The 15,927-nt window shown below is 74.3% G+C and carries 18 protein-coding genes; 10 read left to right on the top strand and 8 right to left on the bottom strand.

The window, feature by feature from the left end:
* The 3 genes from AB0G50_RS34055 to AB0G50_RS34045 all read left to right on the top strand — a co-directional run.
* Positions 1–634: MarR family winged helix-turn-helix transcriptional regulator (locus AB0G50_RS34055; RefSeq protein ID WP_360117540.1), on the top strand; the 634-nt coding region annotated here is incomplete at its 5' end.
* Positions 635–732: 98 nt separating this feature from the next.
* The gene (locus tag AB0G50_RS34050) at positions 733–1,404 is read left to right on the top strand and encodes a gamma-glutamyl-gamma-aminobutyrate hydrolase family protein (protein ID WP_360117537.1); all 672 of its coding nucleotides are present in this window, start codon (positions 733–735) and stop codon (positions 1,402–1,404) included.
* The gene (locus AB0G50_RS34045; protein ID WP_360117534.1) at positions 1,401–2,075 is read left to right on the top strand and encodes an MOSC domain-containing protein; all 675 of its coding nucleotides are present in this window, start codon (positions 1,401–1,403) and stop codon (positions 2,073–2,075) included. The genes AB0G50_RS34050 and AB0G50_RS34045 overlap by 4 nt, the downstream gene beginning before the upstream one ends.
* A 19-nt stretch (positions 2,076–2,094) precedes the next feature.
* Here AB0G50_RS34045 and AB0G50_RS34040 read toward each other — a convergent pair whose 3' ends face one another.
* Both AB0G50_RS34040 and AB0G50_RS34035 read right to left on the bottom strand, forming a co-directional pair.
* The gene (locus AB0G50_RS34040) at positions 2,095–2,979 is read right to left on the bottom strand and encodes a serine hydrolase (protein ID WP_360117531.1); all 885 of its coding nucleotides are present in this window, start codon (positions 2,977–2,979) and stop codon (positions 2,095–2,097) included.
* A 106-nt stretch (positions 2,980–3,085) separates the two neighbouring features.
* On the bottom strand, positions 3,086–4,105 hold the full coding sequence (locus tag AB0G50_RS34035) for an aldo/keto reductase (protein ID WP_360117528.1): 1,020 nt from the start codon (positions 4,103–4,105) through the stop codon (positions 3,086–3,088).
* 130 nt (positions 4,106–4,235) lie between these two features.
* Here AB0G50_RS34035 and AB0G50_RS34030 point away from each other — a divergent pair, with 130 nt between their 5' ends.
* Together AB0G50_RS34030 and AB0G50_RS34025 are read left to right on the top strand one after the other, a co-directional pair.
* Complete coding sequence (locus tag AB0G50_RS34030; RefSeq protein ID WP_360117525.1) at positions 4,236–4,796, top strand: TetR/AcrR family transcriptional regulator; 561 nt, start codon at positions 4,236–4,238, stop codon at positions 4,794–4,796.
* A gap of 22 nt (positions 4,797–4,818) precedes the next feature.
* On the top strand, positions 4,819–5,244 hold the full coding sequence (locus AB0G50_RS34025) for a hypothetical protein (protein ID WP_360117522.1): 426 nt from the start codon (positions 4,819–4,821) through the stop codon (positions 5,242–5,244).
* A 671-nt stretch (positions 5,245–5,915) separates the two neighbouring features.
* Here the strand turns inward: AB0G50_RS34025 and AB0G50_RS34020 are convergent.
* Positions 5,916–6,635, bottom strand: coding sequence for an aminoglycoside phosphotransferase family protein (locus AB0G50_RS34020; RefSeq protein WP_360117519.1), 720 nt, complete (start codon positions 6,633–6,635; stop codon positions 5,916–5,918).
* A 76-nt stretch (positions 6,636–6,711) separates the two neighbouring features.
* Entirely contained in the window at positions 6,712–7,008 is a 297-nt protein-coding gene (locus AB0G50_RS34015) for a hypothetical protein (RefSeq protein WP_360117516.1), read from the bottom strand.
* A gap of 221 nt (positions 7,009–7,229) precedes the next feature.
* Between AB0G50_RS34015 and AB0G50_RS34010 the strand changes: the two genes are divergently transcribed.
* From AB0G50_RS34010 to AB0G50_RS34000, 3 genes are all read left to right on the top strand, one after another.
* On the top strand, positions 7,230–9,407 hold the full coding sequence (locus AB0G50_RS34010; RefSeq protein ID WP_360117513.1) for a tetratricopeptide repeat protein: 2,178 nt from the start codon (positions 7,230–7,232) through the stop codon (positions 9,405–9,407).
* A gap of 62 nt (positions 9,408–9,469) precedes the next feature.
* Positions 9,470–10,093: a glyoxalase gene (locus AB0G50_RS34005; protein WP_360117510.1), complete on the top strand. Its 624-nt coding sequence runs from the start codon at positions 9,470–9,472 to the stop codon at positions 10,091–10,093.
* A 134-nt stretch (positions 10,094–10,227) separates the two neighbouring features.
* On the top strand, positions 10,228–10,752 hold the full coding sequence (locus AB0G50_RS34000; RefSeq protein ID WP_360117507.1) for an SUKH-4 family immunity protein: 525 nt from the start codon (positions 10,228–10,230) through the stop codon (positions 10,750–10,752).
* A 22-nt stretch (positions 10,753–10,774) separates the two neighbouring features.
* On the opposite strand, the gene AB0G50_RS33995 is transcribed toward AB0G50_RS34000, so the two are convergent.
* Positions 10,775–11,746: a hypothetical protein gene (locus tag AB0G50_RS33995; protein ID WP_360117504.1), complete on the bottom strand. Its 972-nt coding sequence runs from the start codon at positions 11,744–11,746 to the stop codon at positions 10,775–10,777.
* A gap of 22 nt (positions 11,747–11,768) precedes the next feature.
* The gene (locus AB0G50_RS33990) at positions 11,769–12,464 is read right to left on the bottom strand and encodes an SDR family NAD(P)-dependent oxidoreductase (RefSeq protein ID WP_360117501.1); all 696 of its coding nucleotides are present in this window, start codon (positions 12,462–12,464) and stop codon (positions 11,769–11,771) included.
* Between the two features lie 76 nt (positions 12,465–12,540).
* Here AB0G50_RS33990 and AB0G50_RS33985 point away from each other — a divergent pair, with 76 nt between their 5' ends.
* Entirely contained in the window at positions 12,541–13,137 is a 597-nt protein-coding gene (locus AB0G50_RS33985; RefSeq protein ID WP_360117498.1) for a TetR/AcrR family transcriptional regulator, read from the top strand.
* On the opposite strand, the gene AB0G50_RS33980 is transcribed toward AB0G50_RS33985, so the two are convergent.
* The gene (locus tag AB0G50_RS33980; protein WP_360117494.1) at positions 13,118–13,783 is read right to left on the bottom strand and encodes a hypothetical protein; all 666 of its coding nucleotides are present in this window, start codon (positions 13,781–13,783) and stop codon (positions 13,118–13,120) included. The genes AB0G50_RS33985 and AB0G50_RS33980 overlap by 20 nt on opposite strands.
* Positions 13,784–13,844: 61 nt before the next feature.
* Positions 13,845–14,291 carry a hypothetical protein gene (locus AB0G50_RS33975; protein WP_360117491.1) on the bottom strand — a complete coding sequence of 149 codons (447 nt, stop codon included), beginning with the start codon at positions 14,289–14,291 and terminating at the stop codon, positions 13,845–13,847.
* 135 nt (positions 14,292–14,426) lie between these two features.
* Between AB0G50_RS33975 and AB0G50_RS33970 the strand changes: the two genes are divergently transcribed.
* Positions 14,427–15,851 (top strand): WGR domain-containing protein, encoded by a 1,425-nt coding sequence (locus AB0G50_RS33970; protein ID WP_360117488.1) that lies wholly within the window; start codon positions 14,427–14,429, stop codon positions 15,849–15,851.
* Positions 15,852–15,927: the final 76 nt, after the last annotated feature.

Raw genomic sequence — 15,927 nt, 5'->3', positions numbered from 1 at the left:
GTTAGGGCTCCTACGCGTCGAGGCGGACGGCATGACCGAGCAGGACGGCGGGGCCGATCTGGACCGACGGCTTGCGGACGCCGTCGAACGGCTCGGGCACGGCGTGCGGTCGTTGGCCCAGAGCAGCGCGCGCGAACGCGGGTTGTCCCCGTTGCAGCAGCAGGCCGTGCTCGCGTTGGCCCGGCAGCCGGCCGCCCGCCGGGAGGTCGGCGCGCTGGCGGCGGAGTTCGACGTGACGACGCCGACGATGTCCGACGCGGTCACCGCGTTGGAGCGCAAAGGTCTGGTGGCGCGGACTCCGGGCGTGGACGGCCGGCGGCGGTTGCTCACGCTGACCGAGGCCGGCTCGGCGGTGGCCCGCGACCTCGCGGCGTGGGACGGCCCGGTGCTCGACGCGTTCGGGCGACTGCCGGCCGCGGACCGGGCGACCACGTTGCGCAGCCTGCTGCTGGTCGTCGCGGACCTCCAGCGCCAGGGCGTGGTGAGCGTCGCGCGGACGTGCACCACGTGCCGCTTCTTCGAGGTCGACCGCCACCCGGACCCGGCCGCGCCGCACCACTGCCACCTGCTCCGGGCGCCGCTGCCGTCGAGCGACCTGCGCGTCGACTGCCCCGAGCACCAGCCCGCCGGCTGACGAACGCCGTCCGGCCGAGATCGGTTCGCGCAGTCGGATAGGTAGGAGTCCTAGCTACTTTGTGGCATGCTTTCCGCAAGACGACACGAGGAGGTCCGGTGCGCGCGGTAGTGGTCCAGCACGTCCCGTTCGAGGGTCCCGGTCTGATCGCGCCCCTGCTGGCCGCGGCCGGCGTCGAGGTGGACGTGGTGCGGGTGTACCGGAACGAGCCGCTGCCCGAGGACTTCGACGTGCTGGTGGTGATGGGCGGCCCGATGGGCGCGTTGGACGACCGCGAACACCCGAACCTCGCGGCCGAGCGGGACCTGATCGCGCGGTCCGTCCGCCGGGGCCGGCCGGTGCTCGGCGTGTGCCTGGGCGCGCAGCTGCTCGCCACCGCGCTGGGCGCCCTGCTCGTGCCCGGCGCGGACTTCGAGATCGGCGCCGGCACGGTCGAGCTGACCCCGGACGGGGTGGCGGACCCGGTGCTCGGACCCGCCGGGCCGAGCCTGCCGGTCGTCCACTGGCACCAGGACACCTTCGAGCTGCCCGAGAACGGCGTGCTGCTGGCGAGCACGGACCGCTACCCGAACCAGGCGTTCCGGGTCGGCGAGTCCTACGGCTTCCAGTTCCACGTCGAACTCGACGCCGACGCGCTGGCGCAGATCGAGCCGCACCTGCCCGACGACGTCGTGGTGTCCCCGGAGGACCTTCGCCCGATCTCGGCCGCGGGGGAGCAGGTCCTCGTCCGGTGGATCGACCACGCGCTGTCGGCCGTCGCGCGGCCGTGACCGCCCGCGTGCTGGTGGTGTCGGTCGGCGCGGTGCGGCCCCTGGCCTGGCACGGCCGCTCGGTGCCGTCCGGCATCCGCAAAACCCCCGTCACCGGCCCGGTCGAGGTCACCGAACTCGGTCTGGCCGGCGACGAGCAGGGCGACCGGAAGCACCACGGCGGACCCGACAAGGCCGTGCTGCTGTACCCGAACGAGCACTACGCGGCGTGGCGCCCGCACCTGTCCGACCTCACGCCGCCCGCGTTCGGCGAAAACCTCACCACCACCGGCCTCCTGGAGTCCGACGTCGTGCTGGGCGCGATCTACGAGGTCGGCGACGTGGTCCTCCAGGTCACCCAACCCCGCCGCCCCTGCTACAAGCTCGCCGCCCGCCACGACGTCCCCGACCTGGCCGTGCTCACCCAACGCACCGGCCGAACCGGCTTCTACTGCCGGGTGCTGACCCCCGGAACGGTGACCGCCGACCGCCCCATCACCCTCCGTTCCCGCCCGGCGCACGGCATCACCGTCGCCGAGGCCCACCGCGTGGTCAACGTCGACCGCGCCGACCACGCCGCCGCCCGCCGCCTGCTGGCCCACCCCGAGGCCCTGCCCGCGTCCTGGCTCCCCCTCCTCCGCGACCGCCTGGTCGGTCGACTGGACGACCAGACCCCGCGCCTGCACGGCTGAACCCCGGCGCGGCGCGCGGTCAGCCGCGCAACCAGTCGACCGCCCGCGCCGCCGCGAAACCGAGGAACGCGTCCCGTTCCGGCGCCTGCACCCTGGTGTCGTGGGCGAGCGTGAACACGCCCACCGCGTACCGGCCGCCGTCCGGGTACTCGACCACGCCGACCTCGTTGCGCACCAACGGAAGCGTGCCGGTCTTGCCGGACACCCGGATGCCGTCCTCGTGGAACCCGGACCGCAGCCGGTGCGGCCACACCTGGAGCCCGAGCCAGTTCCGGACGTCCGCGCAGGCCTCGGCGGGCGCGGCCTCGTCCCGCCACACCATCCCGAGCAGCCGGGTGATCTCCTCGGCCGTGGTCCGGCAGGTGTGCTCCGGCCGGAGCGCGCGCAACCCGAGGTACTCGTCCCGGCTCAACCCGGTGAACGCCGCCGGGTCGGAGACGCCCAGGTCGTCCCGCATGGTCTGGAACAGGCCCTCGCAGTCGTAGGGCACGGCGGTCCGCGAGAACCCGAGGTCGGTCAGCAGCCGGGCCACCGCGGGCAGTCCGATCCGCCCGATCACCAGGTCGGTGGCCGCGTTGTCGCTGACCCCGATCATCAGCACGGCCAGGTCGTGCCACGAGATGGTGACCTCGTGCCGGTAGGTCGCCAGCCCGTACGGCGACATCGTGCCGGTGCCGGGTCGGACCGCGACGCGCTCGCCGAGGTCGACCTGCCCGGTCGCGCCCTGCCGGGCCAGCTCCACCGCCACGGGAACCTTGAACACCGAGGCCGCGACCACCGGTTCGGTGCCGTCGACGTCCAGCCGGCGCGGCCCGTCGAGGTCCGCGGCGTGCAGCCACACCCGGACCCCGACCTCCTCGGCCCGGCGCCGGATCCCGGCGACGACCTCCTGCGCGGTCTCCATGTTCGCTCCCTTCGTGGTCCACCAGTGGACGGCCTGACCGACCCGCCGCGCTACGTCGGACCCGATGAACCGACCGCGCCGGGTTGGTCGGCCACCACGAAGACGCTCAGCGCCGGCGGGCCGCCGCGTCGAGCAGGGCGGGCGGGGTGTCGTGCTTCTCGTCCGGCGCGAGGTCGACGCCGGGCGGCACGATCGCGTCGATCGCGTCGAGGACGTCGGCCGGCAGCACGGTGTCCGCGGCGGCGAGCTGGGCGCGCAGGTGGTCGGCGGTGCGCGGCCCGATGATCGCGGCGGTCACGGCCGGGTGCGCGGTGACGAACCCGAGCGCGAGCTGGATCAGGGTCAGGCCGGCCTCGTCGGCGACCTTCGCCAGCCGCTCGACGGCGTCGAGCTTGGCCCGGTTGGCGGGCACCGCGAGGTCGAACCGCTGGGGCAGCAGGGCCGAGCGGTGGGTGGTGACCTCGCGTCCCTCGCGGACCGCGCCGGAGAGCCACCCCGAGGCGAGCGGGCTCCACGCCAGCACGCCGAGCCCGTACTGCCCGGTCACCGGCAGCACGTGCGCCTCGACCGCGCGTTGCAGGATCGAGTAGCCGGGCTGCTCGGTGACGTACCGGCCGAGGTGGTGCTCCCGCGCGGCCCACTCGGCCTGCACGATGCGGTAGGCCGGGAACGTGGACGAGCCGAAGTGGCGGATCTTGCCCGCGCGCTGGAGGTCGGTGAGCGCGGACAGGGTTTCCTCGTCGCTCGTGGTCGGGTCCCAGCGGTGGACCTGGTAGAGGTCGACGTGGTCGACGTCGAGCCGGCGCAGGCTGTTCTCCAGCGCCGTGGTGAGCCACCGCCGCGACGCGCCGCGGTGGTTGCGCTCCTCGCCCATCGGCAGGCCGGCCTTGGTGGCCAGCACGAGGTCGTCCCGGCGGCCCGCGACGGCCTTGCCGACGATCTCCTCGGACTCGCCCTGGCCGTACCGGTCGGCGGTGTCGATCAGGTTGATCCCGGCCTCCAGCGCGAGGTCGACCAGCCCGGTCGCCTCGGCCTGGGTGGTGCGCCCGGTCGCGCCGAAGTTCATCGCGCCCAGCGCGAGGGTGCTGACCTGCACGCCGGTGCGGCCCAAGGTGCGGTACTGCATGACTGCGTCCTCCTCCGTCGGGGGAACTGGTCCGATCGCGCCCGTTCTGGCATCCTGGGCAACCGGAACCATGTTCCGCTACCCAACATACGGAACACGGTTCCGTTTGCCAACCGGAAGGAGCCGGCCGGTGGTCGACAGCACCCCGAGGAAGCGCGCCGACGCCCGGCGCAACGAGTCGGCCCTGCTCGACGCCGCCGCCGCCACATTCGCCACCTCCGGCGTCGACGCGCCGGTCCGCACCATCGCGGCGAAGGCGGGCGTGGGTGTGGCCACCATCTACCGCCACTTCCCGACCCGCGCCGACCTCGTCGTCGCCGTCTACCGCCACCAGGTCGAAGCCTGCGCCGCCGCCGCGCCGGTCCTGCTGGCGGCCGGCCCCACCCCCCACGCGGCCCTGTCCCGCTGGATCGACCTCTTCGTGGACTTCGTCGTCACCAAGCACGGCCTGGCCGAAGCCCTCCAGTCCGACGCGACGACCTTCGACACCCTCCACGCGTACTTCCTGGACCACCTGGTCCCCGCGTGCGCCGCACTCCTGACCGCCGCGGCCGACGCCGGCGAGATCCGCCCGGACACCGACGCCTACGAACTGCTGCGCGCCGTGGGCAACCTCTGCGTGGGCGACAATCCCCGCTACAGCGCCCGGCGCGTGGTCGGTCTCCTCGTCGCCGGCCTCCGCGTCCACTAGCCGATCGCCCGGAAGGAACCGGGTGTACTGCCTGGACGCGATCGTCGCCGCGGCGCCCGTGCTGCGCGCACTGGCCGGCGAGGCGCGCGGTGTGCCGCTCGACGGGCACCTCGTCCTGCTCCCGGTGACCGACGACCTCCGCGCCGACCTCGAGAACCGGCTGGCGGCGTGCTCGGCGACGGGCCCGGTCGCCCACCTCGAAGCCGACTACTTCGGCGGCGTCGGCACGCAGTCGGCCCGGGTCTGGCGCGGCGGGGAGCTCGTCCTCGGCCCACTCCGCCTGGAGGAGGACGACCCGCGCCCACCCGAGGGCACCCCGCTCTCCCGGGCCCTGCGCCACCTGGGAGTCGCGCGCGCCCACCACCACGACGAGTTCGCCGCCGTCGCCCTGGGCCGCCACCGCCGCACCGAGGACTGGGTCGTCACCCCTCCGACTGCCGGCGCCTGATCCGCCCCCGCGCCGTCGACGTCGAGGAACAGCACCGGTCGGGTCACCGCGCACACCCGGCGTTCAGTGCGGGAACACCCGTGCCGGTCGGAGTGCCCGACCGGGCCGGTGGGAGTCGACGATCGCGGACACCTCCATCATGGTCGAGGTCGACCGGATCGCGTCCAGGTACCCCACCGTGCCGGCGTGGCGGCCTGGGCGTCCGCGACCGCGGCCACGTAGGCCTCGGCCTCCACCGAGTCCGACGGGATCGACAGGGCGCCGAACGCCCAGCCGGTCCACCAGCACCCGGTACGCCGCGGCCGGCGGCCGGACCCCGGTGCGCGGGAAGGCGTGCACCGTCGAGGGCAACCCCTGCCCGGCCAACCACCGCGCGAGCGTGCGCTCGGGGAAGTACGTCTCGGACCCGGCGCTGCTGGACCGACCGCCGCGACGTCGGGCGCGATCCAGTCGTCCAGGTCGAGCCGGCCGAGCGCGGAGAACGACAGGTTCGCCAAGTGGACCCGCTTCCCAGGCCCCGCAACGCGAACGCCGGCGGCAACCCCGCGTACACGTCGAAACCGCCTCCCGCGCCCGCGATCAGGACCTCGGACGCGGACGCCGGCCGGGCGAACAGCGGTGGCTCGATCAGCGAGGGCACCACCCGATTGCGGATCGACGCGGAGCGTGACTCAGCGCAACGCGGACAGCAGCAGCGCGTGGTGCCGGCGGACCACCGCGCGGTCGGATTCGGCCCACGCCACGGCTTTCCCGGCGTGTGCCCGCCGTTGCGGCCGCAGCCGCTCGTCGCGCAGGTTCGCCGTCTCCCGCTCCACGACGCGCGTCTGCTGCCGCACCACGGCGTCCAGCAACCGCTCCGGGTCGACGTCGCCGTACCCGTCCCGCAGCTCGCGCAGGTGCGCGGCCTGCTCCTCCACCGGCACGTTGCCCTCCGCCGCGACGCACCAGGTCCACGCCAGGTAGCCGAGATCGTCCAGCGCGACACCCGGAGCGCACGTGGTCCAGTCGATGAAGGCGACCGGGAGCCCGTCCTGGAACACGGTGTTGCACGGGCCCGCGTCCCCGTGCACGACGCACTCCAGGCCGCCCGCGAGCGGGTGCCCGGCCGTCACCTCGTGGAGCCGTCGGAGCATCGTCCCGGCCCGCGCGTACGCGCCCTCGGCCCGCTGCGACGGGTGGTCCGTCGTGCGCCCGGGCACGAAGCTCACCACCTCCCGCCCGCGATCGTCCACACCGAGGTGCCGCGGCGCGTACGGGTAGTCGACGGACTCGAGGTGCCGCAACACCTCCGCGACGAAATCCGACCGGGGCCCGGGCGTGCGCCGCACGGTGTCACCGACGCGCACGACCTCCTCGGTGTCGTTGCCCCCGACCAGCCGCTCCTCGTCCACGCCCCGATGATCATCGGCGTTCCCCGGGCTGTCAACGTCCCCGGCCCTGGCGGACCGGGGACGCGTGCCGGCGTGATCAGACCGCGGCGAGCAGGTACTTCGTCGAGGTCGCGCCCAACCCGCAGCTGTAGTCGATCTTGGTCGCGGTGTAGGTCCACCCGGCGGGCACCGTGCACGCCCACAGCCCGGCCTCGGGCAACCTGACGTAGTACAACGGCTCACACCCCTGATCGGCGCGCACCATGGTGTAGGTCCACCCGGCCGGCACGCGCTTGCACTCCCAGTGCTCCCCGGCCGCCGACGCCGGCCCGCTCGCCATCCCGACCGCGAACACCGCCGCGAACACCACTCCGAGCACCTTGCCGAGCTTCACGAAGCCCACCTCCCACCAGACCGACCAGGCCCCGCCGCGGGACCCGCCCAAGCACAGCAGGCCGCGCGCGACCGTTCATCTGCCAAGTGGTTGAACCAATTCCACGTGACGTACTCCGCACGGCGCCTGCTGGTCGGGCCCGGTTCGTGCCGGCGGGGATCGCGGTCCGTCAGTGCCGTTCGGCGGGCTCCGCGCGAGGACCGGAACAGGAGGTGCGCCCGATGACCGAGCAGGACCCGGGCACCGCGGCCGAACGCCGTCCCGTGGTGCACAACCGGATGTCAGGCCCTTCGACGGGGGTGACCGCGCAGGTGGGTGTGGTGCACGGCGGCCTGCACCTCCACGCGGCCGCCGTGCCGATCGCACCGCGCCAACTGCCCGCCGCGCCGCTCTGGTTCACCGGTCGGGCGGAGCAGGTTGCCGAGCTGGACTCGATCATGGAGAACCGGGTCGGCCCACCGGGCTCCGCCGCCGGGCCGGGCGCGAACCCGACGGTGGCGATGGCGACGCTGGGCGGCCCCGGCGGCATCGGCAAGACCTGGCTCGCACTCCACTGGGCGCACCGCCACGCGCACCGGTTCCCCGACGGCACCCTGTTCGCGGACCTGCGCGGTTTCAGCCCGGTCGGCGAGCCCCTGGCCCCGGACGCCGCGCTGTTCGGCTTCCTCGTCGCGCTCGGCGTGCCACCGGACCGCGTCCCGACCGACCTGGAGGCCAAGGCGGCGCTGTTCCGCAGCGTCGTGGCGGGCAGGCACGTCCTGGTGGTGCTGGACAACGCCCGCACCGCCGACCAGGTGGTCCCGCTGCTGCCCGGCAGCCCGACCTGCGCCGTGGTGGTCACCAGCCGCCACCGCCTGGCGTCGCTCATCGACCGGCACGGCGCCCGTCACCTCCAGCTGGACGGCCTGAGCCACGAGGAGTCGCGCGAGGTGCTCGCCGCCCGGCTGGGCGAACCCCGGATCGCCGCGGAGCCCACCGCTGCCGACGACCTCGTGGAGCTGTGCCGGCGCTACCCGATCGCCCTGTCCATCCTGGCCCGCCACGCCCACGCCCGCCCGACGGTCCCGCTCGCCGAGTGGGTGGCCGAACTGCGCGACCTGGGCCTGGAGATGTTGGCGGACGACGACCCGTCGGCCGGTGTGCCGTCGGTGCTGTCCTGGTCGCTCCGGAGCCTGAACCCGGAGCAGCGCACGATGTTCGCGTTGCTCGGCATCGCGCCCGGCCCCGACACGGGCCTGCCCGCCGCCGCCGGTTTGGCCGGCCGCTCGACCGAGTGGACCAGGAGGGTGCTGCGCGCCCTGGAGAACGCCTCCCTGGTCGACCGGCAGTCGCGTCACCGGTACTCGATGCACGACCTGATCCGCGCCTACGCCGCCTCGCTCGCCGTCGACCTGCCCGGCCGCACCCGCCAGGCCGCGGCGCGCCGGGTGGTCGACTTCTACCTCCACACCGCGCACGCGGCCGACCGGCTTCTCAACCCCCACCGCGACCCGATCCGCCTCGACCCACCCGCGCCCGGAGCCCGGCCGACCGCACCGGGAACCGATCCGGCCGCCGTGGCCTGGTTGGCCGAGGAGCACCCGAACCTGATCGCCGCCCAGCGGGTCGCCGCCGCCGATCGCCTGCACGAGGCGGCGTGGCAACTCGCCTGGTCGCTGCACACCTTCCACGCGAGGCGCGGACACCGGCACGACGACCTGGCCGTGTGGCGGATCGCGCTGGACGCGGCGTCCCACCTGCCCGACCCGAACCACCGCGTCATCGCCCACCGGTGCCTCGGCCGCGCCGCCGCGAGGCTGGGGCGGCACGAGGACGCGGTCGGGCACCTGCGCCGGGCACTCGACCTGGCCGGGTCCTCCCCGGTGGAGCAGGCGCACACCCACCGCGCGTTGGCCTCGGCCTGGGAGCAGCGGGAGGACTACCGGCGGGCGCTGGAGCACGCTCGCCGCGCGCTGGACCTCTACCGCACCCTCGACCGCCCGATCCCGGAGGCGCAGGTGCTCAACGGGGTCGGGTGGTTCGCCGCGCTCCTGCACGAGTTCGACACCGCCCGCGCCCACTGCGAGGCCGCCCTCGCGCTGTTCCGCCGGCACGACGACCCGCCGGGTGAGGCGGCCACCCTGGACAGCCTCGGGTGGATCGCCCACCACACCGGCGACCACCGGGAAGCCGTGCGCCGCCACGAGGAGGCGATCGCGTTGTTCCGGAGCCTGGGCTACCGGTCCGAGGTCGCCAACGCCCTGGAGCGCCTCGGTCAGGCCCACCTCGCCCTCGATCACCCCGAGGAGGCCGGCGCGGCCTGGCGGGAAGCGCTGGACCTCTACCGGGAACAGGGGCGCGACGCCGAGGCCGACCGGGTTCGGCGGCGGTGGGACGGTCTCGGGGGAGTGCGGTCCTGACGGTCCGGAGTGGTCAGGAATCGAGAAGCGGGCGGGGGAGGGGTCCGCCTAGCGTTTTCGCCATGACCTCCATCGACACCATCACCCTCGAGGTGGCCGACGTCGCCGCCGCCGAACGCTTCTACGCCGCCTTCGGGCTCGGGGACCGGCTCGCGCTGCGCGAGTCCCGCGACCCCTCCTCCGGCTTCCGGGGGTTCACCCTGTCGCTCACCGTGCCCCGACCCGCCGACGTCGACGCCCTGGTCGGCGACGCGATCGAGGCGGGCGCCGCGGTGCTCAAGCCCGTCGCGAAGTCCTTCTGGGGTTACGGCGGTGTCGTCCAGGCGCCGGACGGCACGATCTGGAAGGTCGCGACCTCCGCGAAGAAGGACACCGGGCCGGCCACCCGGAAGATCGACAGCGTGGTGCTGCTGATCGGGGTCGCCGACGTGGCCGCGAGCAAGCGGTTCTACCTCGACCGCGGGCTCACCGCGGCCAAGAGCTTCGGGCGGGTCTACGTCGAGTTCGCCCCCGGCGACGGTGCCGTCACGCTGGCCCTCTACCGTAGGCGCGCACTGGCCAAGGACGCCGGCGTCGCACCGGAGGGCGCGGGGTCGCACCGGATCGCGGTCGGCGGCGCGCCGGAACCCTTCACCGACCCGGACGGGTTCGCCTGGGAGGTCACGTCCGTGCCGGCCACGTCCTGATGTGCCTGTACCGACTGCCCGGCATGGCCGAGGCACTGGCCCGGGCGGCGGAGGGTGAGCGGCCCGAGGAGGACCCGACCCCGGAACCCGCCCGGCGCGCGGCGCCTCCGGACCCGCCCGGGATACTCCGGTCCGTGGACGAGGACCTCCTGCCGTGGCCGGTGTTCGACCTGGTGCGGCTGCCCGGGGGAGCCGACCTGGAGGTGCCGAGGCGGATCCTGGGCGGCGAGTACGTCGCGCTCGACGCGGCGTACGTCCTCGACCGGAATCCCCGGGCCGGCCTGATCGCGTTCGGCCGCGACGCCGGCGGCGGGTTCTTCTGCGTGACCGCCGACACCGGCCACGTGGTGTACGTGGTCACCGACACGGCGCCCGAGACCGTGCCGGTGAACACCGACCTGGCGCGGTTCCGCGAGTGCGCCCGGGCGGTGGTGGAGCTGTTCCCCTTCGGCGAGGACCCGGCGGCCGAACCCGACGACCGCTCCGACGGCGCGGCGGAGGCGCACGAGCGGGCCGGCGCGGCGGTCCGCGCGGTCACCGAGCGGATCGACCCGCCGCTGGTCGAGGCGGGCGGGTTCTGGTTCGACCTCTCCTACGACATCGCGATGGGCGACCGCGCGGTCCGGTGGTACCGGCCGCCGGCCGGGCCCACCGGATGAGGTCGGTCGAGGCCGAACGCCGTCACCCCGGCAGCACGTACTCGTCCCGGCCGACCGGGTGCACCACCCGGAACCGGCTGATCCGCTCCGGTCGGACCGCGACGACCACCTTGTCCGCCACCCCCTCGGGCACCGCGCCGAGCACCGCCGCGACCGTCTCCTCGGCCCGCTCGGTGACGAGGTGGAACCGCACGCCGCCCGCCTCGGCGGCCGCCATCCGCAGCTGAGCACGCGTGCCCGCGGCGACCGCGAACCGGTCCACGTCCGGCACGCCGTGCTCCCGGGTCAGCACCGCGCGCTCGGCGGCCGTCAGGTCCTCGAAGGCGACCACGACCTCCCGCGCCCCACCGGGAGGGTCGAGCGGAACGAGCCCGTCCAACCGCTCGAACGCCGCCCGCGACGCGGTCATCCACTCCCACCCCGCCTCGTTGCCGCGCACCACCGTGTCGACGTCACCCCGGGGAGGCACGCCCCGGAACGGGTTGCCGGGCACGGCCAACTCCGGGTAGTCCAACGCCTCCTCGACCCGCCCACCGCGCACCGAGTCCGCGAGTCGCCCGAGCGGGCCGGTCATCGACCCGGCCCACGCCCCGACCAAGGTGTCGCCGAGCACCATGCCGTGCACCGCCGTCGCCACAGGCGTTGGCGGAAAGGGGAAATCCTCGACCACGCAGACGCCGTCCGCCCGGACCACCAGCGACCACACGTCCTGGTTCTCCGTCCACACCACCACGCCGGCCCCGTCCCGCCGCACCGCGCCCGGCGTCGCCGGGCAGTCCTGCACGGCCCGCAACCGACGCCCCACCAAGGTGAACCACTCGGCGAGCCCCACCGGCAGCGCCCCGCCGACCCGCGCCGCGGCGGCCTCGAGGTCGGCGGGCGGACTGCCGTCGGCGGCGGTCAGGGGTTCGGCGTACCAGCGGTCGACGACGTCGCGCAGCCACGCCCAGCGGTCGGTGTCCAGCAACTCGCGTTGCGCGGCGGAGACGGTCACGCCCGCAACCCCAGGGAACGGCCTACCACGGCACGCTGTCACCGTGGCGGTCCAGGAACCGCAGTCCGGGCACGCCGGCCTGGGCCTCGATCACGTCCACCAGCGCCGGCACGGTGTCCCGCGGTTCCCACGGCGCGTCCGGACCGCCCAGCGCGGTCCGGTTGTGGCCGGGGTCCAGGAGCAGCTTCGTGCGCCCGTCGTGCGCCTGCCGGGTGGCGTAGCTGCGCACCAACTGGTTCAACGCGGCCTTGCTCGCCTTGTACAACTCGTAGCCGTCCTCGGTGTTGAGCGACACGCTGCCCTGCTCGGACGACATCACCGCCACGGTCCCGCCCGGCGGCACGAGGTCGTGGAGGGTGTCCAGCACGCGCAACGGGCTCAGCGCGTTGGTGATCATCACCTCGGCGAACACCCCGGTCGGCACCTCGTGGATCGGCACGTCGCCCCGGTCGATCGCGGCGTTGACGAACAGCAGGTCGAGCCGACGCCCCGCGAGCCGTTCGCGCAGGGCGGCCAGCTGCCCGGGATCGGTCATCTCCAACGACTCGACGGTCAACCGTCCGTCGTGGACCTCGGCCAGGGCGCGCAGCCCACCGTCCTCCCGACGGGCCGTGGCGATCACCCGCCAGCCGCGGCGGGCCAACTCGTCGGCGAGGACGAGACCCAAACCCCGGGACGCCCCGATGACGAGGGCCTGGCGATCGGACGTGGGGGACACGGGAACTCCTTCGAGGTCGATTTGTCTAGACGCAACGTCGCGTCTAGACAGTAGCACGGCCGGGTATCGTGTCCGCGTGCCCGCAGCGACCCCTCCCGGCCGGGCGCGCTCGGGCAACCGGCGCGACGAGGCCGCACGCCTGGCCGTGCTCCACGCCGCCGACGACCTGCTGGTCGAGCACGGCTTCGGCACGCTGACGATCGAGGCGATCGCGCGTCGGGCGGGTGTCGCGAAGCAGACGATCTACCGCTGGTGGCCCTCGAAGGTCGAGATCCTCCTCGACACCCTGGTCGAGGACAGCGCGAAACGGCTCCCCGCCGGGAAACCCACCGCCGACGGCGTCCGCGACCACCTGCGCGCCTTCGCCCGGTTCCTCACCGCGGACCCCGCCGGCAGGGTGCTGCTCGCGCTGCTCGCCCAGGCGCAGCACGACCCCGCGACCGCCGCGAGCCTGCACGAGCGCTTCCTCGGCCCGCGTCGGCAGCGGGACCTGGACCTGATCGCGCACGCGGTCGACGCCGGCGAGATCGCGCCCCGGCTCGACCCGGACGTCCTGGTCGACGCCCTGACCGGCCCGATCGTCTACCGCGCGCTGACCGGCGCGGACGTGACCGACGACCTGGTGGACGCGCTCGTCGCGGACCTGCTCGGGGTCACAGGTCGCCGTCGGTGACCAGGACGAGCGACAAGCCCGTCGGCACCGCGCGCCGCACCCAGTCGGCCGCCAGGTCGAGCACCTCGGCCAACTCCTCCCGCGCGTCCTCGGGTTCGTCCAGCGGCTCGCCGTCCTCGTCCACGAAGGCGTCCTCCGGCAACGCGTCCAGCAACTCCCGCCACCGGTCGCCGGTCCGGTCGAACTCCGCCTCGACCCGGGCCAGCACCTCGGGCGACAGCTCCGTCACGATCGGCCACCACACCCGGTGCCCCTCGCGCCACGGCCAGGAGAGGTTCGAGGTCGCCCACACCGAGGCCAGCCCGGTCAGCCCGATCGCGTCCAGCACCGCGCGCCAGTCCAGCCACATCGTGTCCTGGAGCCACAGCGCCGTCCCGTCGCCCACCCGTTCGCCGACACCCGCCAGCACCGGCACGAGCAGGCGGACCACCTCGGCGGCCCGCTTCTCGTCCGGCCGACCGGCCAGCACCTCGCGGGCGAGCGCGGAGGCGGTCGTCGGGGGTGTGCTCCGGCGGAGGTCGTGGTCGAGGGCGGCCAGGGTGCCGTGCGCGTCGACCAGCAGCCCGTCGGGCTCGCGGCCCGACCCCACCAGCGCCCACAGCCGCTGCGCGGACACGGCGAACCCGACGACATGACGTTCCGACACCGGCCACTCCCACCCTGATCGTCCGACGGCCGCAGGATATCCGGCGCGGTCGCGAGTGGACTCAGGTGAGCGACCGGCGGAAGCGCGCGTCCGCGGACAGCGCCGAGTCCTCCGACAGCAGGACCCGGTGTCGCACGGCCAGTTCGCGCTCGACGCCCGCGATCAGCACGGCGATGGTCGACGGGATCAGCGCGCCCTCGCCCAGCCGCGCGGCCACCTCGGCGAGCGCGGTCCGCAGCAGTCCCGCGTACCGGGCGCGCACCGCGCCCTCGTCCACCGCGGTCGTCCGGACCCAGTCCAGCGGCGGTCGGCCGTGCTGCGCGGCGAACTCCTCCTCGCCCCGGAACACCCAGTAGGAACCGGGAAGCGGGATCGTCGTCGCGCGCAACCACCGCGCGGCGTCCGCCTCGCCACCGCAGCGCGGAGCCTCCTCCCGGCACCGCCCGCACAGCGCGCCGACCACGTGCGACCGCACCGCCCACCCCGAACCGCACCGCACGCACTCCACGGAGAACGCCCTCCTCCACCTCGACTCCCGCCGGGAGGATCGCACCCGGGCCTGCCGCGGTCGTCGGGCGGGGCGCGGAATTGTCGGTGCCTCCCGCTACCGTGCCACCAGATCACGTGATGAGGGAGCGAACGCATGTCTGCCACGACGTACCTTGAGCTGTCCGAGACGGGCGGTGGTGCGCACAAGTTCTACGAGGTGCGGGTAGAGGCCACCGAGGTCACCATCACCTACGGGCGCATCGGGGAACAGGGGCAGGTCCGGACCGCGACCTTCGCCGACCACGACAAGGCGCTCAAGGCGGCCGAGCGCAAGATCGGCGAGAAGGTGCGCAAGGGGTACGCGCCCGCGGTGAAGGGGATGCGCCAGCGCCGCGCGGTGAGCAGGCGGGAGATCGTGAGCACCCGGTCGACCGCGCACCAGGCGCCGGTGCTGTGGCGGTTCGCCTCCGGCGCGCCCGCGTTCGGCATCTTCGTCGGGGAGGACCACGCCTGGGTCGGCAACGAGAAGGGCGACGTCTACACCCTCACCCACGACGGCCGGGTCACCGGCCGGTTCGGCCTGCCGGACTCGGTGAAGTGCATCGTGGCCGACGACTTCTGGATCTACGCGGGCTGCGACGACGGCCAGGTGTACGACCTCGGCGCCAAGGTGCCCCGGGTGGCCTACGAGATCGCCGACGACGTCGACATCTACTGGCTCGACATCCACGACGGCGTGCTGGGCGTGTCCGACCGGCAGGGCCGGGTGACGGTGGTGGACCACGAGGACGAGTTCCAGTGGTCGATGCCCGCGAGCGGGGACAGCGCGTGGATGGTCCGCTGCTCGGCGGAAGGCGTGTTCCACGGCCATTCCCGGGGCGTGACCCACTACACCGGGCGTGGTCACCGGGCGTGGCACGCGGACACCGTCGGCGAGGTGCTGTTCGGCTGGCAGGAGCGCACGGAGGTGTTCGCCGGCACCAGCCGCGGCCGGGTGCACCGGTTCGCGAAGGCCGACGGGCGCCACACCGGCGAGTACCGCTGCGACGCGCCGGTGTTCTCCTGCGCGACCTCGCCCGACGGCGAGTTCGTCTTCGCGGGCGACAACCAGTCCTCTGTGTACTGCTTCGCCGCGGACGGCACCCGGTTGTGGAAGCTCGCCACGGGGTGCGGCTCGGCGTTCTCCATGCAGTACCGCGACGAACGGCTCTACCTGGTGACGACGGACGGCTCGCTCGCCTGCCTGGACGCGAGTCCCGCCGCCGTGCGCGCGGCCGAGCAGGGCGAACTCCCGCCGCGCCAGGACATCAAGGCCGGCGCGATCGACCGCGTCGAGGCGACGGCCGAGGTCGAGGTCGTCTCGCACGTCGAGCCGGGCGAGGGCGTCGTGGTCGAGTGCGTCCAGGAGGGCGGCCGGATCCGGGTGCACGTGGTCTCCGACGGCTACGACCGCGCGTGGGGCGTGCAGTTCCCGAAGAACATCCGCGTGCCCGGTGCCCGCTACCTGGTGTCCGAGGTGGTCACCTCGGCCGGCGGCTCGTTCTACCGCACCAGGGGCGAGATCAAGCGCCTGCGCTGAGCCCGGCGTTCCCGGGCGGTGGCCGCCGCCCGGGAACCGTTGGCGCACCGGCGTTCGGCGGACGCGGGGCGCGCCC

This window comes from Actinosynnema sp. NPDC020468 (genome assembly GCF_040642015.1).
Lineage (GTDB): Bacteria > Actinomycetota > Actinomycetes > Mycobacteriales > Pseudonocardiaceae > Actinosynnema.
This window is presented reverse-complemented; position numbering and strand designations above follow the sequence as displayed.